This is a genomic window from Micromonospora peucetia, from assembly GCF_900091625.1.
Lineage (GTDB): Bacteria > Actinomycetota > Actinomycetes > Mycobacteriales > Micromonosporaceae > Micromonospora > Micromonospora peucetia.
In genome coordinates this window covers 3,095,170-3,109,321 of record NZ_FMIC01000002.1, presented here as the reverse complement: position 1 = coordinate 3,109,321, position 14,152 = coordinate 3,095,170, and the positions used below count along the sequence as shown (strand labels likewise).

Annotated in this window: 12 protein-coding genes and 2 tRNA genes; 4 read left to right on the top strand and 10 right to left on the bottom strand. The window is 72.8% G+C overall.

All coding sequences use genetic code 11. From position 1 onward, the window contains the following. Positions 1-28 precede the first annotated feature (28 nt). Positions 29-601: a DUF5709 domain-containing protein gene (locus GA0070608_RS14635; protein ID WP_091628219.1), complete on the top strand. Its 573-nt coding sequence runs from the start codon at positions 29-31 to the stop codon at positions 599-601. 51 nt (positions 602-652) lie between these two features. Here GA0070608_RS14635 and GA0070608_RS14630 read toward each other — a convergent pair whose 3' ends face one another. Together GA0070608_RS14630 and macS are read right to left on the bottom strand one after the other, a co-directional pair. Continuing rightward, complete coding sequence (locus tag GA0070608_RS14630) at positions 653-1,315, bottom strand: response regulator (RefSeq protein ID WP_091635094.1); 663 nt, start codon at positions 1,313-1,315, stop codon at positions 653-655. A gap of 14 nt (positions 1,316-1,329) precedes the next feature. After that, a complete protein-coding gene (gene macS / locus GA0070608_RS14625) occupies positions 1,330-2,457 on the bottom strand; it encodes a MacS family sensor histidine kinase (RefSeq protein ID WP_245715789.1) in 1,128 nt (375 codons plus the stop codon). A gap of 120 nt (positions 2,458-2,577) precedes the next feature. Here macS and GA0070608_RS14620 point away from each other — a divergent pair, with 120 nt between their 5' ends. After that, positions 2,578-3,045, top strand: a complete 468-nt coding sequence (locus GA0070608_RS14620) for an ATP-binding protein (RefSeq protein ID WP_091628214.1) — start codon at positions 2,578-2,580, stop codon at positions 3,043-3,045. A gap of 217 nt (positions 3,046-3,262) precedes the next feature. Here GA0070608_RS14620 and GA0070608_RS14615 read toward each other — a convergent pair whose 3' ends face one another. Further along, on the bottom strand, positions 3,263-4,201 hold the full coding sequence (locus tag GA0070608_RS14615; protein ID WP_091628212.1) for a ribose-phosphate diphosphokinase: 939 nt from the start codon (positions 4,199-4,201) through the stop codon (positions 3,263-3,265). A gap of 86 nt (positions 4,202-4,287) precedes the next feature. Between GA0070608_RS14615 and glpK the strand changes: the two genes are divergently transcribed. Beyond that, the gene (gene glpK / locus GA0070608_RS14610; RefSeq protein ID WP_091628210.1) at positions 4,288-5,772 is read left to right on the top strand and encodes a glycerol kinase GlpK; all 1,485 of its coding nucleotides are present in this window, start codon (positions 4,288-4,290) and stop codon (positions 5,770-5,772) included. A gap of 13 nt (positions 5,773-5,785) precedes the next feature. Here the strand turns inward: glpK and GA0070608_RS14605 are convergent, their stop codons facing one another. After that, positions 5,786-6,619 (bottom strand): phosphoribosylaminoimidazolesuccinocarboxamide synthase, encoded by an 834-nt coding sequence (locus GA0070608_RS14605; RefSeq protein ID WP_091628207.1) that lies wholly within the window; start codon positions 6,617-6,619, stop codon positions 5,786-5,788. 166 nt (positions 6,620-6,785) lie between these two features. Here GA0070608_RS14605 and GA0070608_RS14600 point away from each other — a divergent pair, with 166 nt between their 5' ends. Then, a complete protein-coding gene (locus GA0070608_RS14600) occupies positions 6,786-8,117 on the top strand; it encodes an ABC transporter substrate-binding protein (protein WP_091628204.1) in 1,332 nt (443 codons plus the stop codon). A gap of 153 nt (positions 8,118-8,270) precedes the next feature. Here GA0070608_RS14600 and GA0070608_RS14595 read toward each other — a convergent pair whose 3' ends face one another. The 6 genes from GA0070608_RS14595 to GA0070608_RS14570 form a co-directional block, all read right to left on the bottom strand. Further along, positions 8,271-8,519, bottom strand: coding sequence for a hypothetical protein (locus tag GA0070608_RS14595; protein WP_091628201.1), 249 nt, complete (start codon positions 8,517-8,519; stop codon positions 8,271-8,273). Between the two features lie 198 nt (positions 8,520-8,717). Then, positions 8,718-8,794 (bottom strand) — tRNA-Met (locus GA0070608_RS14590). Between the two features lie 390 nt (positions 8,795-9,184). Beyond that, positions 9,185-9,261, bottom strand: a tRNA-Met gene (locus GA0070608_RS14585). Between the two features lie 97 nt (positions 9,262-9,358). Next, positions 9,359-10,294 (bottom strand): hypothetical protein, encoded by a 936-nt coding sequence (locus GA0070608_RS14580; RefSeq protein ID WP_091628199.1) that lies wholly within the window; start codon positions 10,292-10,294, stop codon positions 9,359-9,361. Further along, positions 10,284-10,793, bottom strand: coding sequence for a SigE family RNA polymerase sigma factor (locus tag GA0070608_RS14575; protein ID WP_091628197.1), 510 nt, complete (start codon positions 10,791-10,793; stop codon positions 10,284-10,286). The genes GA0070608_RS14580 and GA0070608_RS14575 overlap by 11 nt, the downstream gene beginning before the upstream one ends. Before the next feature lie 165 nt (positions 10,794-10,958). Beyond that, positions 10,959-14,009, bottom strand: coding sequence for a UPF0182 family membrane protein (locus GA0070608_RS14570; RefSeq protein WP_091628195.1), 3,051 nt, complete (start codon positions 14,007-14,009; stop codon positions 10,959-10,961). Positions 14,010-14,152: the final 143 nt, after the last annotated feature.

Genomic DNA, 14,152 nt, shown 5'->3' with positions numbered 1-14,152 from the left:
CCGGGAGGGCAGTGGGTAGTGATCTGCCATGCGCGACGACGAGTACCCGACCCCCGTGTCCGACCCCGAGGCGGAGGGCCTGCCCGACACCGCCGACGACGACTCGAGCGCCAACGACGACGTCCTGACCGGGCGCGAGGCGGACGGCCCGGAGCCGGCCCAGTTGCCCGGTGACCGGACGCCGGTCGCGGTGGACCGGTTCGGGACCACCGCCGAGGAGCAGCTCGACGGCGAGTCGCTGGACTACAAGCTCGACCGGGAGCAGCTCGAACGCCCGGCCGACGACCCGCTGGCCGGGCCCGTCGACCCGGACATCGCCGCCGAGGCCGACAGCGAGGAGGCCGCGGCGCAGGCCCAGCTCGACGCGGACGTGATCGACCCCGGCCCCACCTCCGACCCGAACTCGCCGGTCTCCGTCTACGACCACGGCAGGCTCGGCACGGTCGCCGACGGCCAGGTCGGCCGGCTCGTCGAACCGGACGAGGGGGCGCACACCGACCAGGAGACCGACTCGGTGGCGTACGACGCGGGTTCGGCCGGCGGTGGCGCGAGCGCCGAGGAACTGGCCATCCACGAGACGCGACCGCCACACTCGGTCTGAGTGGCCGGGGCTGTCGGGGAACCCTTCGGGGGGAGGTTCCCCGGCGGCCCCTCAGTCGTCCAGGCCCCGCTCGATCGCGTACCGGGTCAGCTCCACCCGGTTGTGCAGCTGAAGCTTGCCGAGCGTGTTCTGCACGTGGTTCTGCACCGTACGGTGAGACAGCCCGAGCCGCTCGGCGATCTGCTTGTAGGACATCCCCTTGGCCACCAGGCGCAGCACCTCGGTCTCCCGGTCGGTGAGCCGGGGCGCCGAACCGACGCCCCGGGCGTCCCGCCCGGCGGCCGGGCCGGCCCCTCCCGGGTCGGCCGCGAGCCGGCGGTACTCGCCGAGGACCAGCCCGGCCAGGCCGGGCGTGAAGACGGGCTCCCCCGCCGCCGTCCGGCGCACCGCCTCCAGGAACTCCGCCGGGGCGGCCGACTTCACCAGGTAGCCGGTGGCACCCGCCTTCACCGCGTCCAGCACGCTCTGCTGCTCGCCGCTGGCCGAGAGCATCAGCACCCGCACCTGCGGCAGCACGGCCCGTAGCCCGCGGATCACCTCCACTCCCGAGACGTCCGGCAGTTGCAGGTCGAGGACCACCACGTCGGGCCGGGCTGCGGCGGCCACCCGGACGGCCTGCCGACCCTCGCCGCTGGTGGCGACGATGACATGCCCGGCCTCGGCGAGGTCCCGGGCCACCCCCTCCCGCCACATCGGGTGGTCGTCCACCACCATCACCCGTACACCGGTCACGGGTCCTCCCTCCGGACGGTCAGTTCCAGTTCGGTGCCGACGCCCGGAGCGGAGGTGATCCGCACGGTCCCGCCGACGTCGGTGAGGCGGCCCCGGATCGACCGGGCGACGCCGAGCCGCCCCTCGACGGCGGCCTCCTCCAGCCGGCCGTCCGGGAACCCCGGCCCCTCGTCGCGGATCGACACGGTCACCGTCGCCCCCTCGTCCTCGACCAGCACCCAGGCCCGCCCGTCCGTGTGCCGGGCCACGTTGTCCAGGGCGGCGGCGGTCGCGGCGGCCAACTCGTGCGCGATCCGTCCGGGCAGCGGCACCGGGGTGGCCGGTGCGGACAGCGAGACCGTCGCCGAGGCGTACCGGCCGAGCAGCCCGAGCAGGTCCACCGACCTGCCGTCGGCGGTGGCCCCGACCGGCGCGGCGCCGCCGATCAGGGCACGCAGCGCGGCCTCCTGCTCCCCGGCGAGCCGGGCCAGCTCACCTGCCTCGCCGTCCAGGTGGGCGCCGCGCCGCTGCACCAACGCGAGCACCTGGAGCACCGAGTCGTGGATGTCCCGGGCCAGCCGCTCCCGTTCCCGGGAGGCGGCCTCCAACTCCACCGCCCGGTGCAGCCGCTCCTCGGCGGTCACGGCCAGCCGGGCGACGTGCCCGACCACCACCCCGGCGAGCAGCAGCAGAATCACCCCGGTGAGCGACGACTGGCCGATCCGCTCGCGGGTGGCGAGGTCCGCCGCGCCGAGCGCCAGGGCCGCGACGGTCCCCCGGCGCCGACCGCCGGAGACCGCCCAGGCCAGCACCGGACCGGCCAGCCACGCCACCGCCAGGGTGGGCACACCGGCGGCGAGCGCCGCCCGTCCGATCACCCACGGGGTGGCCAGCATGATGCCGAGGACGACCCCCAGGTCCGCCAGGAGCAGCGGCCAGCCCCGGCGCGTCGGGTCGGCGTAGCCGACGGCGGTCACGCCGGTCCAGGCCGCCATCAGCAGGACCAGACCGCCGGCAGCGAGCGGATGGGCGTACCGGTCGGCGTCCCGGAGCGCCAGCACGCAGACGTACGCCAGGGAGGCGACCCGGAACACGGCGATCGCCCGCCAGAGCGGGACCTCGAAACCACCGGGCGGCGTCGGCACGCCCGTCACCATGCCACAGCCGGCGGACCGGCCGGTGGGCCGGCGGATGCGCTCCGGAAAATCCTGACGTACGGTAGAAAAGCCGCGAAAATCTCCGCGATCCGCTGTCGGGACGGGGCCATGACGAATGCGGAACCCGGTGCACAGCGTACGGTTGTGCCCATCGAACCCTCCCTTCTCATCGCCGAAGCCTTCGAGCAGGCTCAGGTGACCGAGCTTCGCCACTCGGTCACCTCATGTGCGCATGCGGTAGGACTGAGCGGGCAGCGCCTGGACGACTTCGTGCTGGCGGTCAACGAGCTGATCACCAACGCGGTCCGGCACGGCGGCGGACGGGGCTGGCTGCGAATGTGGCGGCAGTCGGGTCAGCTGTTCTGCGAGGTATCCGACCACGGGCAGGGAATCAGCACGCAGCGGCTGGGCGACCGGAGCCGCCCCGCCGCGCACACCGCCGGCGGGTGGGGCCTCTGGCTGGCCCGGGAGATGAGCGACAGCATGGACGTCGAGACCGGCACGAACGGCACGACGGTCCGCATCAGCACCGCCGTCGCAGCCCCGCAACACACCGCCCGCCACCGCCGGGGCTGACCCACCCACACCCCCGCACCTTCACCCCACCCCGTACACCTCGGCCCCCGCGCACCTCGTCCCCGTGCCCGCGATCCCCGCCCACCCCTGGCCCGCGATCCCCGCCCCCGCGATCTTGCAGTTTCTGCCCCGACAAACCTGGACAGAGCGCCCATACGGAGGGCCAAAAGTGCAAGATCGCCGACGCGCGCGGGGCGGGGCGGGGCGCGGGGGCGGGTCAGGAGAAGAGGGTGCTCACGGATTCGCCGTTGTGGATGCGGCGCATCGCTTCGGCCAGGGCCGGCGCCACGGAGAGGATCTCCAGTTTCGGCACCCGCTTGTCGGCGGGGATCGGCACCGTGTTGGTGCAGACGATCTCCAGCACACCCTCCTGCTCGCTCAGCCGCTGCAACGCGCCACTGGAGAAGAGGCCGTGCGTACAGGCCAGCCGGATCGAGCGGACCTTCCGCTCGCGCAGGTGCTCCATCAGCTCGATCACCGTGCTGCCCTTGGCGATCTCGTCGTCGAGCACGATCACGTCCCGGTCGGCCACGTCGCCGATCACCGCACTGATCTTGACCCGGTCGTCGCTGAACCGCTGCTTCGCCCCGGCGGCCACCGGGGTGCCGAGCCGCCGGGCGAACGCCGCCGCCTCCTTGGCGTTGCCGAGGTCCGGCGAGACCACCACCGTGTTGCTCAGGTCGTAGCGGGTGAAGTGGTCGGCCAGCTCACGTAGCGCGTGCAGGTGGTCGACCGGCACGCTGAAGAAGCCGTGCACCTGGGGCGAGTGCAGGGTCATCGCCAGCACCCGGTCCGCGCCCGCCGAGGTGAGCAGGTCGGCGACGAGCCGTCCGCCGATCGAGATGCGCGGCGCGTCCTTCTTGTCCGACCGGGCGTACGCGTAGTGCGGCAGCACCACGGTGATCCGGCCGGCCGAGGCGCCCCGGGCAGCGTCGATCATGAGCAGCAGCTCGACCAGGTTCTCCTGCACGGGCGGCACCAGCGGCTGGATCAGGAAGACGTCCCGCTCCCGGCAGTTGGCCTGTAGTTGCACTTCCAGGCAGTCGTTGGCGAACCGGGACACCCGTACCGGATGTAGCGGCACGCCGAGATGGGCGCAGATCTCGGCGGCGAGTTCGGGATGGGCGGTTCCACTGAAAACGGCGATGTCACGCACGTCTGCACATCGTACGGACGGGAACCGGGCCGGGCCCGGTCGGCCGGCGGAAGGCGGAAGGCGGCCGGTCCGGGTACGGTGCTGCCGTGACCCCCCAGTACGTCGCCGCCATCGACCAGGGCACCACCTCCTCACGGTGCATCGTCTTCGACCGGGCCGGGGAGATCGTCTCCGTGGCCCAGCGGGAGCACCGGCAGATCTTCCCCCGGCCGGGCTGGGTGGAGCACGACGCCGAGGAGATCTGGGACAACGTGCAGCGGGTGGTCCGGGAGGCGCTGCACGCCGCGGGCACCGACGCCGCCGGCCTCGCCGCCGTGGGCATCACCAACCAGCGGGAGACCACGCTCGTCTGGGACCGGGCCACCGGCCGCCCGGTGGCCAACGCCGTCGTCTGGCAGGACACCCGCACCGGGCCGCTGCTGCGCGAGCTGGATCAGGCGTACGGCGAGGAACGGTTCCGCTCCCGCACCGGGCTGCCGCTGGCCACCTACTTCGCCGGGCCGAAGCTGCGTTGGCTGCTGGAGCACGTCGACGGGCTGCGTGGGCGCGCCGAGGCCGGCGAGGTGCTCTTCGGCACGATGGACAGCTGGCTGATCTGGAAGCTGACCGGCCGGCACGTCACCGACGTGACCAACGCCAGCCGCACCCTGCTGATGGACCTGGCCACCCTCGACTGGGACCCGGAGTTGCTCGACGCGATGGGTGTGCCGGCCGCGATGCTGCCGGAGATCCGCAGCTCCGCCGAGGTCTACGGGGAGGCCACCGGGGTGCTGGCCGGGGTGCCGGTGGCCAGCGCGCTCGGTGACCAGCAGGCCGCCCTGTTCGGGCAGACCTGCTTCCAGCCGGGCGAGGCCAAGTGCACCTACGGCACCGGCGCCTTCCTGTTGCTCAACACGGGTGCCAGCCCGGTCCCCTCCACCCACGGCCTGCTCACCACGGTCGCCTACCGCATCCACGGCCAGCCCGCCGCGTACGCGTTGGAGGGGGCGATCGCGGTCACCGGTTCGCTGGTGCAGTGGCTGCGCGACAACCTCGGGTTGATCTCCACCGCGCCCGAGGTGGAGGAGCTGGCCCGCACCGTCGACGACAACGGCGGCTGTTACGTCGTGCCGGCCTTCTCCGGGTTGTTCGCCCCGCACTGGCGCAGCGACGCACGCGGGGTGATCGCCGGCCTGACCGGCTACATCACGAAGGGGCACCTGGCCCGGGCGGCGCTGGAGGCGTCGGCCTGGCAGACCCGCGAGGTGGTCGACGCGATGAACGCCGACTCCGACGTAGCGCTGCGCCGGCTCCGGGTGGACGGCGGGATGACGGCCAACCGGCTGCTGATGCAGTTCCTCGCCGACGTGCTCGACGTGCCGGTGGTCCGGTCCCGGATCACCGAGACCACCTGCCTCGGTGCCGCGTATGCGGCCGGCCTGGCGGTCGGCTTCTGGCCGGACCTGGCGACGCTGCGCGGCCAGTGGCGCTCCGACGCGCAGTGGGAGTCGACGATGGAGCCGGCGCACCGGGAGCGGGAGCTGCGCAACTGGCGCAAGGCCGTCCAGCGCACCCTCGACTGGGAGAACTGACCGCCGTGCGGGCTCAGTTCCAGCGGTTGCCGGTGAGCTTCTCGTACACGTCCACGTAGCGGGCCCGGGTCGCCTCGACCACCTCGGCCGGCACCTCGGGCGCCGGGGCCTGCTTGTCCCAGCCGCTCTGCACCGCCCAGTCCCGGACGTACTGCTTGTCGTAGGAGAACTGCGCCCGGCCCGGCTGGTACGACTCCGCCGGCCAGAACCGGGACGAGTCGGAGGTGAGCAGTTCGTCGCCGACGGTCAGGGTGCCGTCCGGCGCCCAGCCCAGCTCGATCTTGGTGTCGGCGACCAGGATGCCCCGGTCGGCGGCCAGCTCGGCGCCCCGGCGGTAGACGTCGATCGTGATCCGGCGCAGCCGCTCGGCGGTCTCGGCGCCGACCTTGTCCACCACCTCGGCGAAGGTGATCGGCTCGTCGTGCTCACCCACCGGCGCCTTGGTCGACGGGGTGAAGATCGGCTCGGGCAGGATGGACGCCTCGACCAGGCCGCGCGGCAGCTCGACGCCGGAAACCGCCCCGGTGCGCTGGTAGTCCTTCAGGCCGCCGCCGGTCAGGTAGCCCCGGGCGACGCACTCGACGGGAACCATCTCCAGCCGCCGGCAGCGGATCGCCCGACCGGCGAACTCCGCCGGCACGTCGGTGGCGGAGATGACATGGTTCGGCACCACGTCGGCCAACTGCTCGAACCACCACAGGGAGAGCGCGGTGAGCAGTTTGCCCTTGTCGGGGATCGGCGTCGGCAGCACCACGTCGTAGATCGAGATGCGGTCGGAGGCGACCAGGATCAGGTCCTCGCCGTCGGCGTAGACGTCCCTGACCTTGCCCGAGTGCAGAAGTTCCACGCGCGTTAGTACACCATGCGGGCCGCGTACGGCCTCCCCCGGTGGCCGCTGGCATCGATGCGTACGGCTGGGGCACCGCGGTGTGGCCGGACGTACGTTGACACCCTCCCGCGACGCCTGCGTGAATGATCCGGCCGCCCGCCCCACCGGTCCGCCAGGAGTTTTCGTGTCCGCTGTCCGTTCCCCGCTGCTCCGCGCCGGAGCGGATCCGGGCCGGCGGCGGCTGCTCGCCGCGTTGCTGGGCGCCCCGGTGCTCGCCACCGGCGGGCTCACCGGGTGCGGCGAGGACCGGGCGGCCCCGGTGCAGACCGAGCCGGTCGAGCTGTCGGTGTTCTGGTACGGCGGGGCGAAGCGGGCCGAGCTCACCGAACGGGTGCTGCGGCTCTACACCGACCGCAACCCCCGCGTCGGCTTCCGGGTCACCTGGCAGGGCCCCGACGGCTACTACGACCGGCTGGCCACCCAGGCCGTGGGCGGCAACGTGCCCGACCTGATCCAGCTCGACGACAGCATGCTCACCGAGTACGCCCGCCGCGAGATCGTCCTGGACCTCAGCGAGTACGTCGCCGACCACCGCCTGGACCTGCGCACCCTGCCCGCGGGCCTGGTCCGGTACGGGCAGGTCGACGGGCGCACGGTCGGCGTCGCCGCGGCGCAGACCGCCGCCGCCGTGGTCTACGACCGCACGCTGCTGCGCCGGCTGCGGCTGCCCGAGCCGAGCACCGGAATGTCCTGGGCCGAGTACGTCGCCTGGGCGGGGCGGGTCACCCGGGCCGGCGAGGGCCGGGTGGCCGGCACGATGGACCCGTCCGGCGACTACCGGGCATTCTGGCTCTGGCTGCGCGGCCGGGGCGACGAGCTCTACCGGGATCGACAGCTCGGCTTCGGTGCCGACGCGCTGATCGAGTGGTTCGAGCTGTGGCGTCGCGCCCGGTCCGGCCGGGCCACCCCGAGTGCCGCCCTGGTCGAGCAGGCCGACGGCGGCGAACCGGCCCGGCAGCTCGTGGTCACCGGCGCCACTGCCGCCTCGTTCGCCTGGTCACACCAACTGCCGGAACTCCAGCGGCTCACCGACACCGAACTCGGCCTGGCCGCCCTGCCAGGTCCTCCGGGGGCACAGTGGCACCGGGCGTCGATGTACTGGGCGGCCTTCCGGGGCACCCGGCAACCCGCCCTGGTCGCGGACGTGATCAACTTCCTGACCGGCAACGGCGAGGCGGGCGCCGTGCTCGGTCACGAGCGCGGGCTCAGCCCCAGCCTCGCCGTGCGCAGCTACGTCGAGGCCGGCATCACCGATCCGACGCAGCGGCGCGCGGCGGCCCTCGGCACCGCGCTGGCCAACCGGCTGGGGCCGGCGCCCAACCCACCGCCGCAGGGCCATCCCCGGGTGCGGGCGCTGCTGCTGGAGGCCGCCGAGAACGTCCGTGGCGGCGCGGCCGGCACCCGGGCGGCCACGGCCCGTTTCATGGCCCAGGCGAACGCCGCGCTGGCCGGATAGGCCCAGTCGCCGCGAAGGCAGCACCCGACGGGTACCGGGGCGTGCGGCTCCAGCCTGGGGCGGCGCGGTGGTAACCGGGGCGTGGTGCTCCCGGCGCGGCGCGATGGGGCCGCAGCGTGCTGCCTCGGGCCGGCTCGGCGGCGGTGCCGCGACTCAGCGCGGCGGGCCGCCCCGGCGGTTGCGCATCATGCGCAGCAACAGGAAGACGACGCCGGCGACCACGACCAGGCAGCAGAGCAGGCCGATGAAGCCGAACCCGCCACCGCGCCGCCGCCGCGCGGCCTCCACCACGAGCTCACCAGTGCCGGTGGACGCCCAGGCCGCGACGGGCACGAACACCGACAACACGACAACACCGAGGACGGCGGTCAACCGGCCCCACCACTTACCAAAAGAAGACATGTCCACATCCTCGCCGACAACCGCAACCTCGGCACGTCGGTCGGCCCGGGAACGTACCGCCGGGTCCGGCGACGGCCCCGCCGGTCGGCCCGGCCCGATGCTCCGGTGGGGTGCGCAGCCGGCAGGTGCAGACGGCGACGTCGGAGCCCGGAAATGCGGAACGGCTCCGAGGAGATATCCTCGGAGCCGTTCCGATCGTGGTAGCGGGGACAGGATTTGAACCTGCGACCTCTGGGTTATGAGCCCAGCGAGCTACCGAGCTGCTCCACCCCGCGTCGGCTCGTTAACAGTAGCGCACCCGACGTCGCGATGATCAGCGGACCCCCCAACCGACTGAGGCCACCGCCCCCGACCAGCGCAAACAGCCTGCCAGCCGTCGCAGTGCGCCCACGACCCGCAGCCCGTCGCCCATCACTCGACGCCCGGTTCCCCGCCACATCAGGCGAAGATTTCCGCGAGAAGTGACCGGGGCCACACAATCCACGGACGATCCGGAACGTTGAAGGACGGCGACGGCAGCACGCCGGCGGGAGGCGCGGACGCTCCGGCATACACCGGGCAAGGCCGACACCAGACCCGCGAGGCGGGCGGCCGACGGTCGCGAGGCAGGCGGTCGTGGAAAGCGGAACGGCTCCGAGGAGATATCCTCGGAGCCGTTCCGATCGTGGTAGCGGGGACAGGATTTGAACCTGCGACCTCTGGGTTATGAGCCCAGCGAGCTACCGAGCTGCTCCACCCCGCGTCGGTTTCTATACGGTATCCCACCTACCCCCGTCGCCGCAAAACGACCCCGGTGGCCGGCCGCCCGGGTCCGAAATCCGGCCCGGGCGGCACACCCCTCAGCGCAGCCAGTCCTCGATCGCGTCCACCGCCCGTCGACTGTCGATGTCGACCTGGGCCCGCGTCGACGAGGTGCCCTCCCAGCCCTGCTCCCAGAGCACGGTCACCACGTCGCCGACCCTGATCGCCCGGACCAGCCGGACCTCGTCGCCGCCCGTGGGGTTGCCGTCGACGTCCCGGGCCGGCGTCCGGATCTCGAACAGCACCGACCCGTCGCCGAAGCCGTCATCGGCCAGCAGCCGCAGTCGGGAGGTCGACGCGTTGCCGCCGCCCACCCCGGGCTGCGCGGGGCAGTCCCGCACCGCCGCCCGCAGCTCGCGAAGGAACTCGTCGGCCCGCCCCGGCCGGTAGAGGGTGATGGTGTGCGCGTAGCTGCCGTCCGGGACGTACCCCGGTGGGGTCGGGGGCAGCTTGTAGGCCAGGTTGCGGGTGCGGCGCTGCACGATCCCGGCGTCGCTGCGGTAGCGGGCGTCACAGAGCGCCGGCAGCGCGTCGGTGTCCCGGAAGGCCGGTTCCATGCCCGTCCGGTTCCCGGCCGCCTGGACGAAGAACGCCCGATCCGGTACGGAGCGGGGTGCCCGCGGCGGTGCGGCGCCGGTGCCTCCCGCCGTCGCCGCGGGCGTGCCCGTCGCCCGGGGCGGGCCGCTGGACGGAGTCGTGGCGTTCGGCGGTGCGGACGCGGCCGGCGACGCCGGTACGGTCGCCTGCGGCGGGACGGCGGCGGGCGGCGCAACGGGACCGCGCTCCTCGGCGAGCACCAGCCCGGTGCCGGTCGCCAGCCCACCGACCAGCAGTGCCGTTCCGAGCGCGGCACCAGTGATCCGGCGCCGGGCCCGTCGGTCGGCACGCCTGCGCAGGCCCCCGGGGCCGGCCAGGCTGCGGCCGTCGGCATCCTCGGCGAGCGACCGGTAGAGATCGGACAGTTCACGCGACATCGTTCGCCTCCAACTCCTCGGCGGGCAGGCCGGGCAGCAGCGTGGCCAGCCGCGCCCGCCCCCGCGACAACCAGGACTTCACGGTGCCGGCGGGCACCTGCGTCTCCCGGGCGATGTCCCGCACCGACATGTCGAAGAGGTAGTGCAGGGCGAGCGCCTGCCGCTGGGCGGCCGGCAGCCGGCGCAGCGCGCCCGCCAGCAGCACGGCATCCTCGTTCGGCGGCAGCACCGGCTCGGGCGGGCCGGTGCGGCTCAGCGCCGCGCGCCAGCCCTGCAACCGGCGCCACCGGTCGGTGGCCAGCCGGGCGACCACCAGCCGCAGCCAGGCCTCCGGCGCCGGGTGGGCGGCCAGCGCCCCCCACTGCCGCCAGGCCCGGGCGTACGCCTCCTGCACCAGGTCCTGCGCCTCGGTGTGGTCACCGGCCACGGCGTGGCCGTAGCGGAGCATCCGCCGGGAGGTGCTCCGGTAGAACTCGTCGAAGCTCGTCGCGTCTCTCATGTCCCCGACCCACGCTCCCCGGTCGTACCCGCCTCTTGCAGGAGAGACGGCAGCACGGGGCGGCGGGTTGCGGGTGCCCGGCCGGTCGTCGTGAACGCGACAGCGCCCCCGGCGTCGGGACCGGATCGGTCCGTGTGCCGGGGGCGCTGCCGGGAGTGGCGCGGGTCAGCCGCCCGGGGTGGGTGTGGCGCTGCCGCCCGGTGCCGGGGATGCCGGCGCGCTGCCGCCGGGCGACGGGGAGGCCGCCGGAGCGCTGGCCCCGGGGGCCGGGGTGCTGGCGGCCCGCTGGGCCTGCTGGAAGGCGGTGAGCGCCTCGTCCAGCGCCTTCAACGCGCGCCCGTACCGCTCGAAGTCACCCGAGGTCTGCGCGGCCCGGACCTCCGTGATGGCGGTCTGGACGCGGGTCGCCGCCTCGGCCAGCTCACCGGTCATCGGGGGCGCGGTTCCGCCGGGCGGGGTGCCACCGGCCGGCGGCGGGGTGCCACCGGCCGGCGGCGGCGTGCCCGGGGCCGCGGCCTGCTTGCCCTGCTCGACGAGCTGCTTGATGCCGTCGGCCACGTTGTTGGCCAGCACCACGTAGGAGCCGCCGTCGCCGTAGGACATCAGCACCCGCTGCAACAGCGGCGGCGCGTTCTGCGCGGCGGTCTTCACGTAGACCGGCTCGATGTAGAGCATGCCGTCGCCGAACGGCAGGGAGAGGAGGTTGCCGTACTGCACCTGGGCCTGCTGGGACTGCAACAGGTTGAGCTGCTGCCGGATGTTGGCGTTGTTGGTCATCGACTGGTGCACCTGCACCGGGCCGGATACCCGGGTCTGGTCGGGCAGGTCGAGCACCTCCAGCCTCGGCTGCCCGTCAACGTACGACCCGGAGATCAGCGCGGCGAGGTTCTCCCGGCCGTTCGGAGTGACCGCCGAGGTGAGCTGGAAGCGGGCCGAGTCCTGGCCGGGGAACTGCGTGTAGAGGTAGTAGGGCGGCTGCTTCTGGCCGGTGTCGGGGGCGTCCGGCACGTTCGGCACCTGCCAGAAGTCCGTCTCCGAGTAGAAGGCACCGGGATCCGTCACGTGGAACCGGGTCATCAGGTTGCGCTGCACCTTGAACAGGTCGCTCGGGTAGCGGAAGTGCTCGGCCAGCTCCGCCGGGATCTCCGACTTCGGCACCACCAGGTCACCGCCGAACGCCTTGTTCCAGGCCTTGAGCACCGGGTCGGTCTCGTCGAACTCGTAGAGCCGGACCGTGCCGTCGTACGCGTCGACGGTGGCCTTCACGGAGTTGCGGATGTAGTTGACGTTCTCCCGGGCGAGCTGGAAGGTGCCCCGACCGGTCAACTCGTCGGCCGTCTGCTCCTGGAGGTTGACCCGCTCGGCGTACGGGTAGGTCGCCGCCGTCGTGTAGCCGTCGATGATCCACTGGATCCGGCCGTCCACCACCGCCGGGTACGGGTCGCCGTCGAGGGTGAGGAACGGGGCGACCTTCTCCACCCGGTCCCGGGGGTTGCGCACGTAGAGCAGCTTGGAGTCGTCGTTGACCGCGTCGGAGAGCAGGAAGTTCGACTCCTGCTCCTTGATCGCGTAGAGCAGCCGGCGCGGGAACGAGCCGATCTCGACGCCACCCTCGCCGGTGTACGTGTAGGACTCGCCGCCCTCGCCGACCGGGCGGTCGAACTCCGCCTTCCGTTCCGGGTCGCTCTGGCCGACGATCGCGTAGTCGCTGGAGTCCATCCGCTCGCCGTAGTAGACACGGGGCTGCTTCGCCGCGATCTGCTCGGTCTGCGCGGCGCACTGCTCGCTCGTCTGCTGCTGGCCCTGCTCCTTCTGCTGCTCCTGCGGGTCGCCCAGGAAGCCGGAGACGAAGAAGGGCTGGCCGCCGCAGACCACCCGGTTGCCGGGCGCCGCCACGAGCCCGTAGCCGTGGGTGTAGACGGTGTGCCGGTTGATCCAGGTGTTCTGCTGGGGGGTCAGCTGCCGGTAGTTGACCTCGCGGAGGCCGACCACGTAGTCCTGCACCTTGCCGTTGACCCCGTACCGGTCGACGTCCAGCTTCTCGCCGAAGTCGTAGAACTGCCGGACCTGCTGGCGCTGGGTGTACGTCTCGGAGACCAGTTGCGGGTCGAGCAGCCGGATGTTCGGCACCACGGAGGTGTCCGTGGCCAGGCTCGCCGGTGGGGTCAGGTTGCTCGCCGCGTACGGCGTGGTGGTGGCCGCCGTCAGACCGAACGCGGCACGGGTGGCCGTGATGCTGCGCTCGATGAACGGCGCCTCCTTCTCCTTCGCGCTGGGCTTGACCTCGAAGGTCTGCACCGCCCAGGGGTAGATGCCGCCGATGGCGACCGCGGAGACGCCCAGCAGGGCGAGCGAGATGCCCGGCCAGACCAGGTTCCGCATCCAGGCGTTGGAGAAGACGATGATCGCGATGGCCACCACGATGGAGATGTAGGCGAGGATCTCCTTGGCCGGCAGCAGCGCGTTGACGTCGGCGTAGCCGGCGCCGTAGACGGGTCCGTCGCCGTACTCCAGCAGCATCGCCCGCCGGTCCAGCACGTACGCGAGCGCCTTGAGCAGGACGAAGACCGCGACGAGCGTGCTCAGGTGGGCGCGGGCGGCGTTGGTCATCCGGTCGCCGACACCCTGCAGCCGGACGCCGCCGAAGATGTAGTGCACGGCGAGCGCGCCGATCACGGAGAGCACCACCGCGGTGAAACCCACCCCGAGCAGGTAGCGCAGGAACGGCAACTGGAAGACGTAGAAGCCGACGTCGATGCCGAACTCGGGGTCCTTCACGCCGAAGTCCCCGCCGTTACGGAAGAGCAGCCACTGGTTCCACCGGCTCTGCGCCGACAGCCCGGCGAAGAGGCCGACCACGACGGCGAGCAGCGAGATCCACAGGCCGAGCCGGGGGCTCAGCAGCATCCGGTAACGCTCCAGGGTGACCTGCTCCGGCGAGTGCGGGCGCAGTCGGGGGCGCAGCCGCTGGGCCAGCCAGAGGTTCCCGCCGACCATCGCCGCCATGCCCAGACCGACGGCGAGGAAGAGCACCAGCCGGGTCGTCAGCACCCCCGTGAAGACCCCGGTGTAACGAACCTCGTCGAACCACAGCCAGTCCGTCCACGCCTGGACACCCCAGCCGAGCAGGGTGAAGAGCACGAACACCCCGACCAGGACACCGATCGTGACGCGTCCGCGTCGGCTCATCCTCGGCAGGGGGCTGCTGCTACGCATGACCACTGTTGGCTCCGCACGCTCGATATGATCGGCTCCGACCAGGCACCCAGAGTACGGGGTGTTCCTGAACGTGTCGGTCCAAGGTCACACGGCGACTGCCCGGCGCCACGCCGGATGGCAGAAGCGTCGATGGGCGCGCA

Coding starts and splice junctions, on each gene's coding strand:
- GA0070608_RS14630 (WP_091635094.1), bottom strand. CDS start 1,315: ATGGTGGTGGACGACCACCCGATGTGGCGGGAGGGGGTGGCCCGGGAC.
- GA0070608_RS14580 (WP_091628199.1), bottom strand. CDS start 10,294: ATGTCGCGTGAACTGTCCGATCTCTACCGGTCGCTCGCCGAGGATGCC.
- GA0070608_RS14595 (WP_091628201.1), bottom strand. CDS start 8,519: ATGTCTTCTTTTGGTAAGTGGTGGGGCCGGTTGACCGCCGTCCTCGGT.
- GA0070608_RS14635 (WP_091628219.1), top strand. CDS start 29: ATGCGCGACGACGAGTACCCGACCCCCGTGTCCGACCCCGAGGCGGAG.
- GA0070608_RS14570 (WP_091628195.1), bottom strand. CDS start 14,009: ATGCGTAGCAGCAGCCCCCTGCCGAGGATGAGCCGACGCGGACGCGTC.
- GA0070608_RS14575 (WP_091628197.1), bottom strand. CDS start 10,793: ATGAGAGACGCGACGAGCTTCGACGAGTTCTACCGGAGCACCTCCCGG.
- GA0070608_RS14620 (WP_091628214.1), top strand. CDS start 2,578: ATGACGAATGCGGAACCCGGTGCACAGCGTACGGTTGTGCCCATCGAA.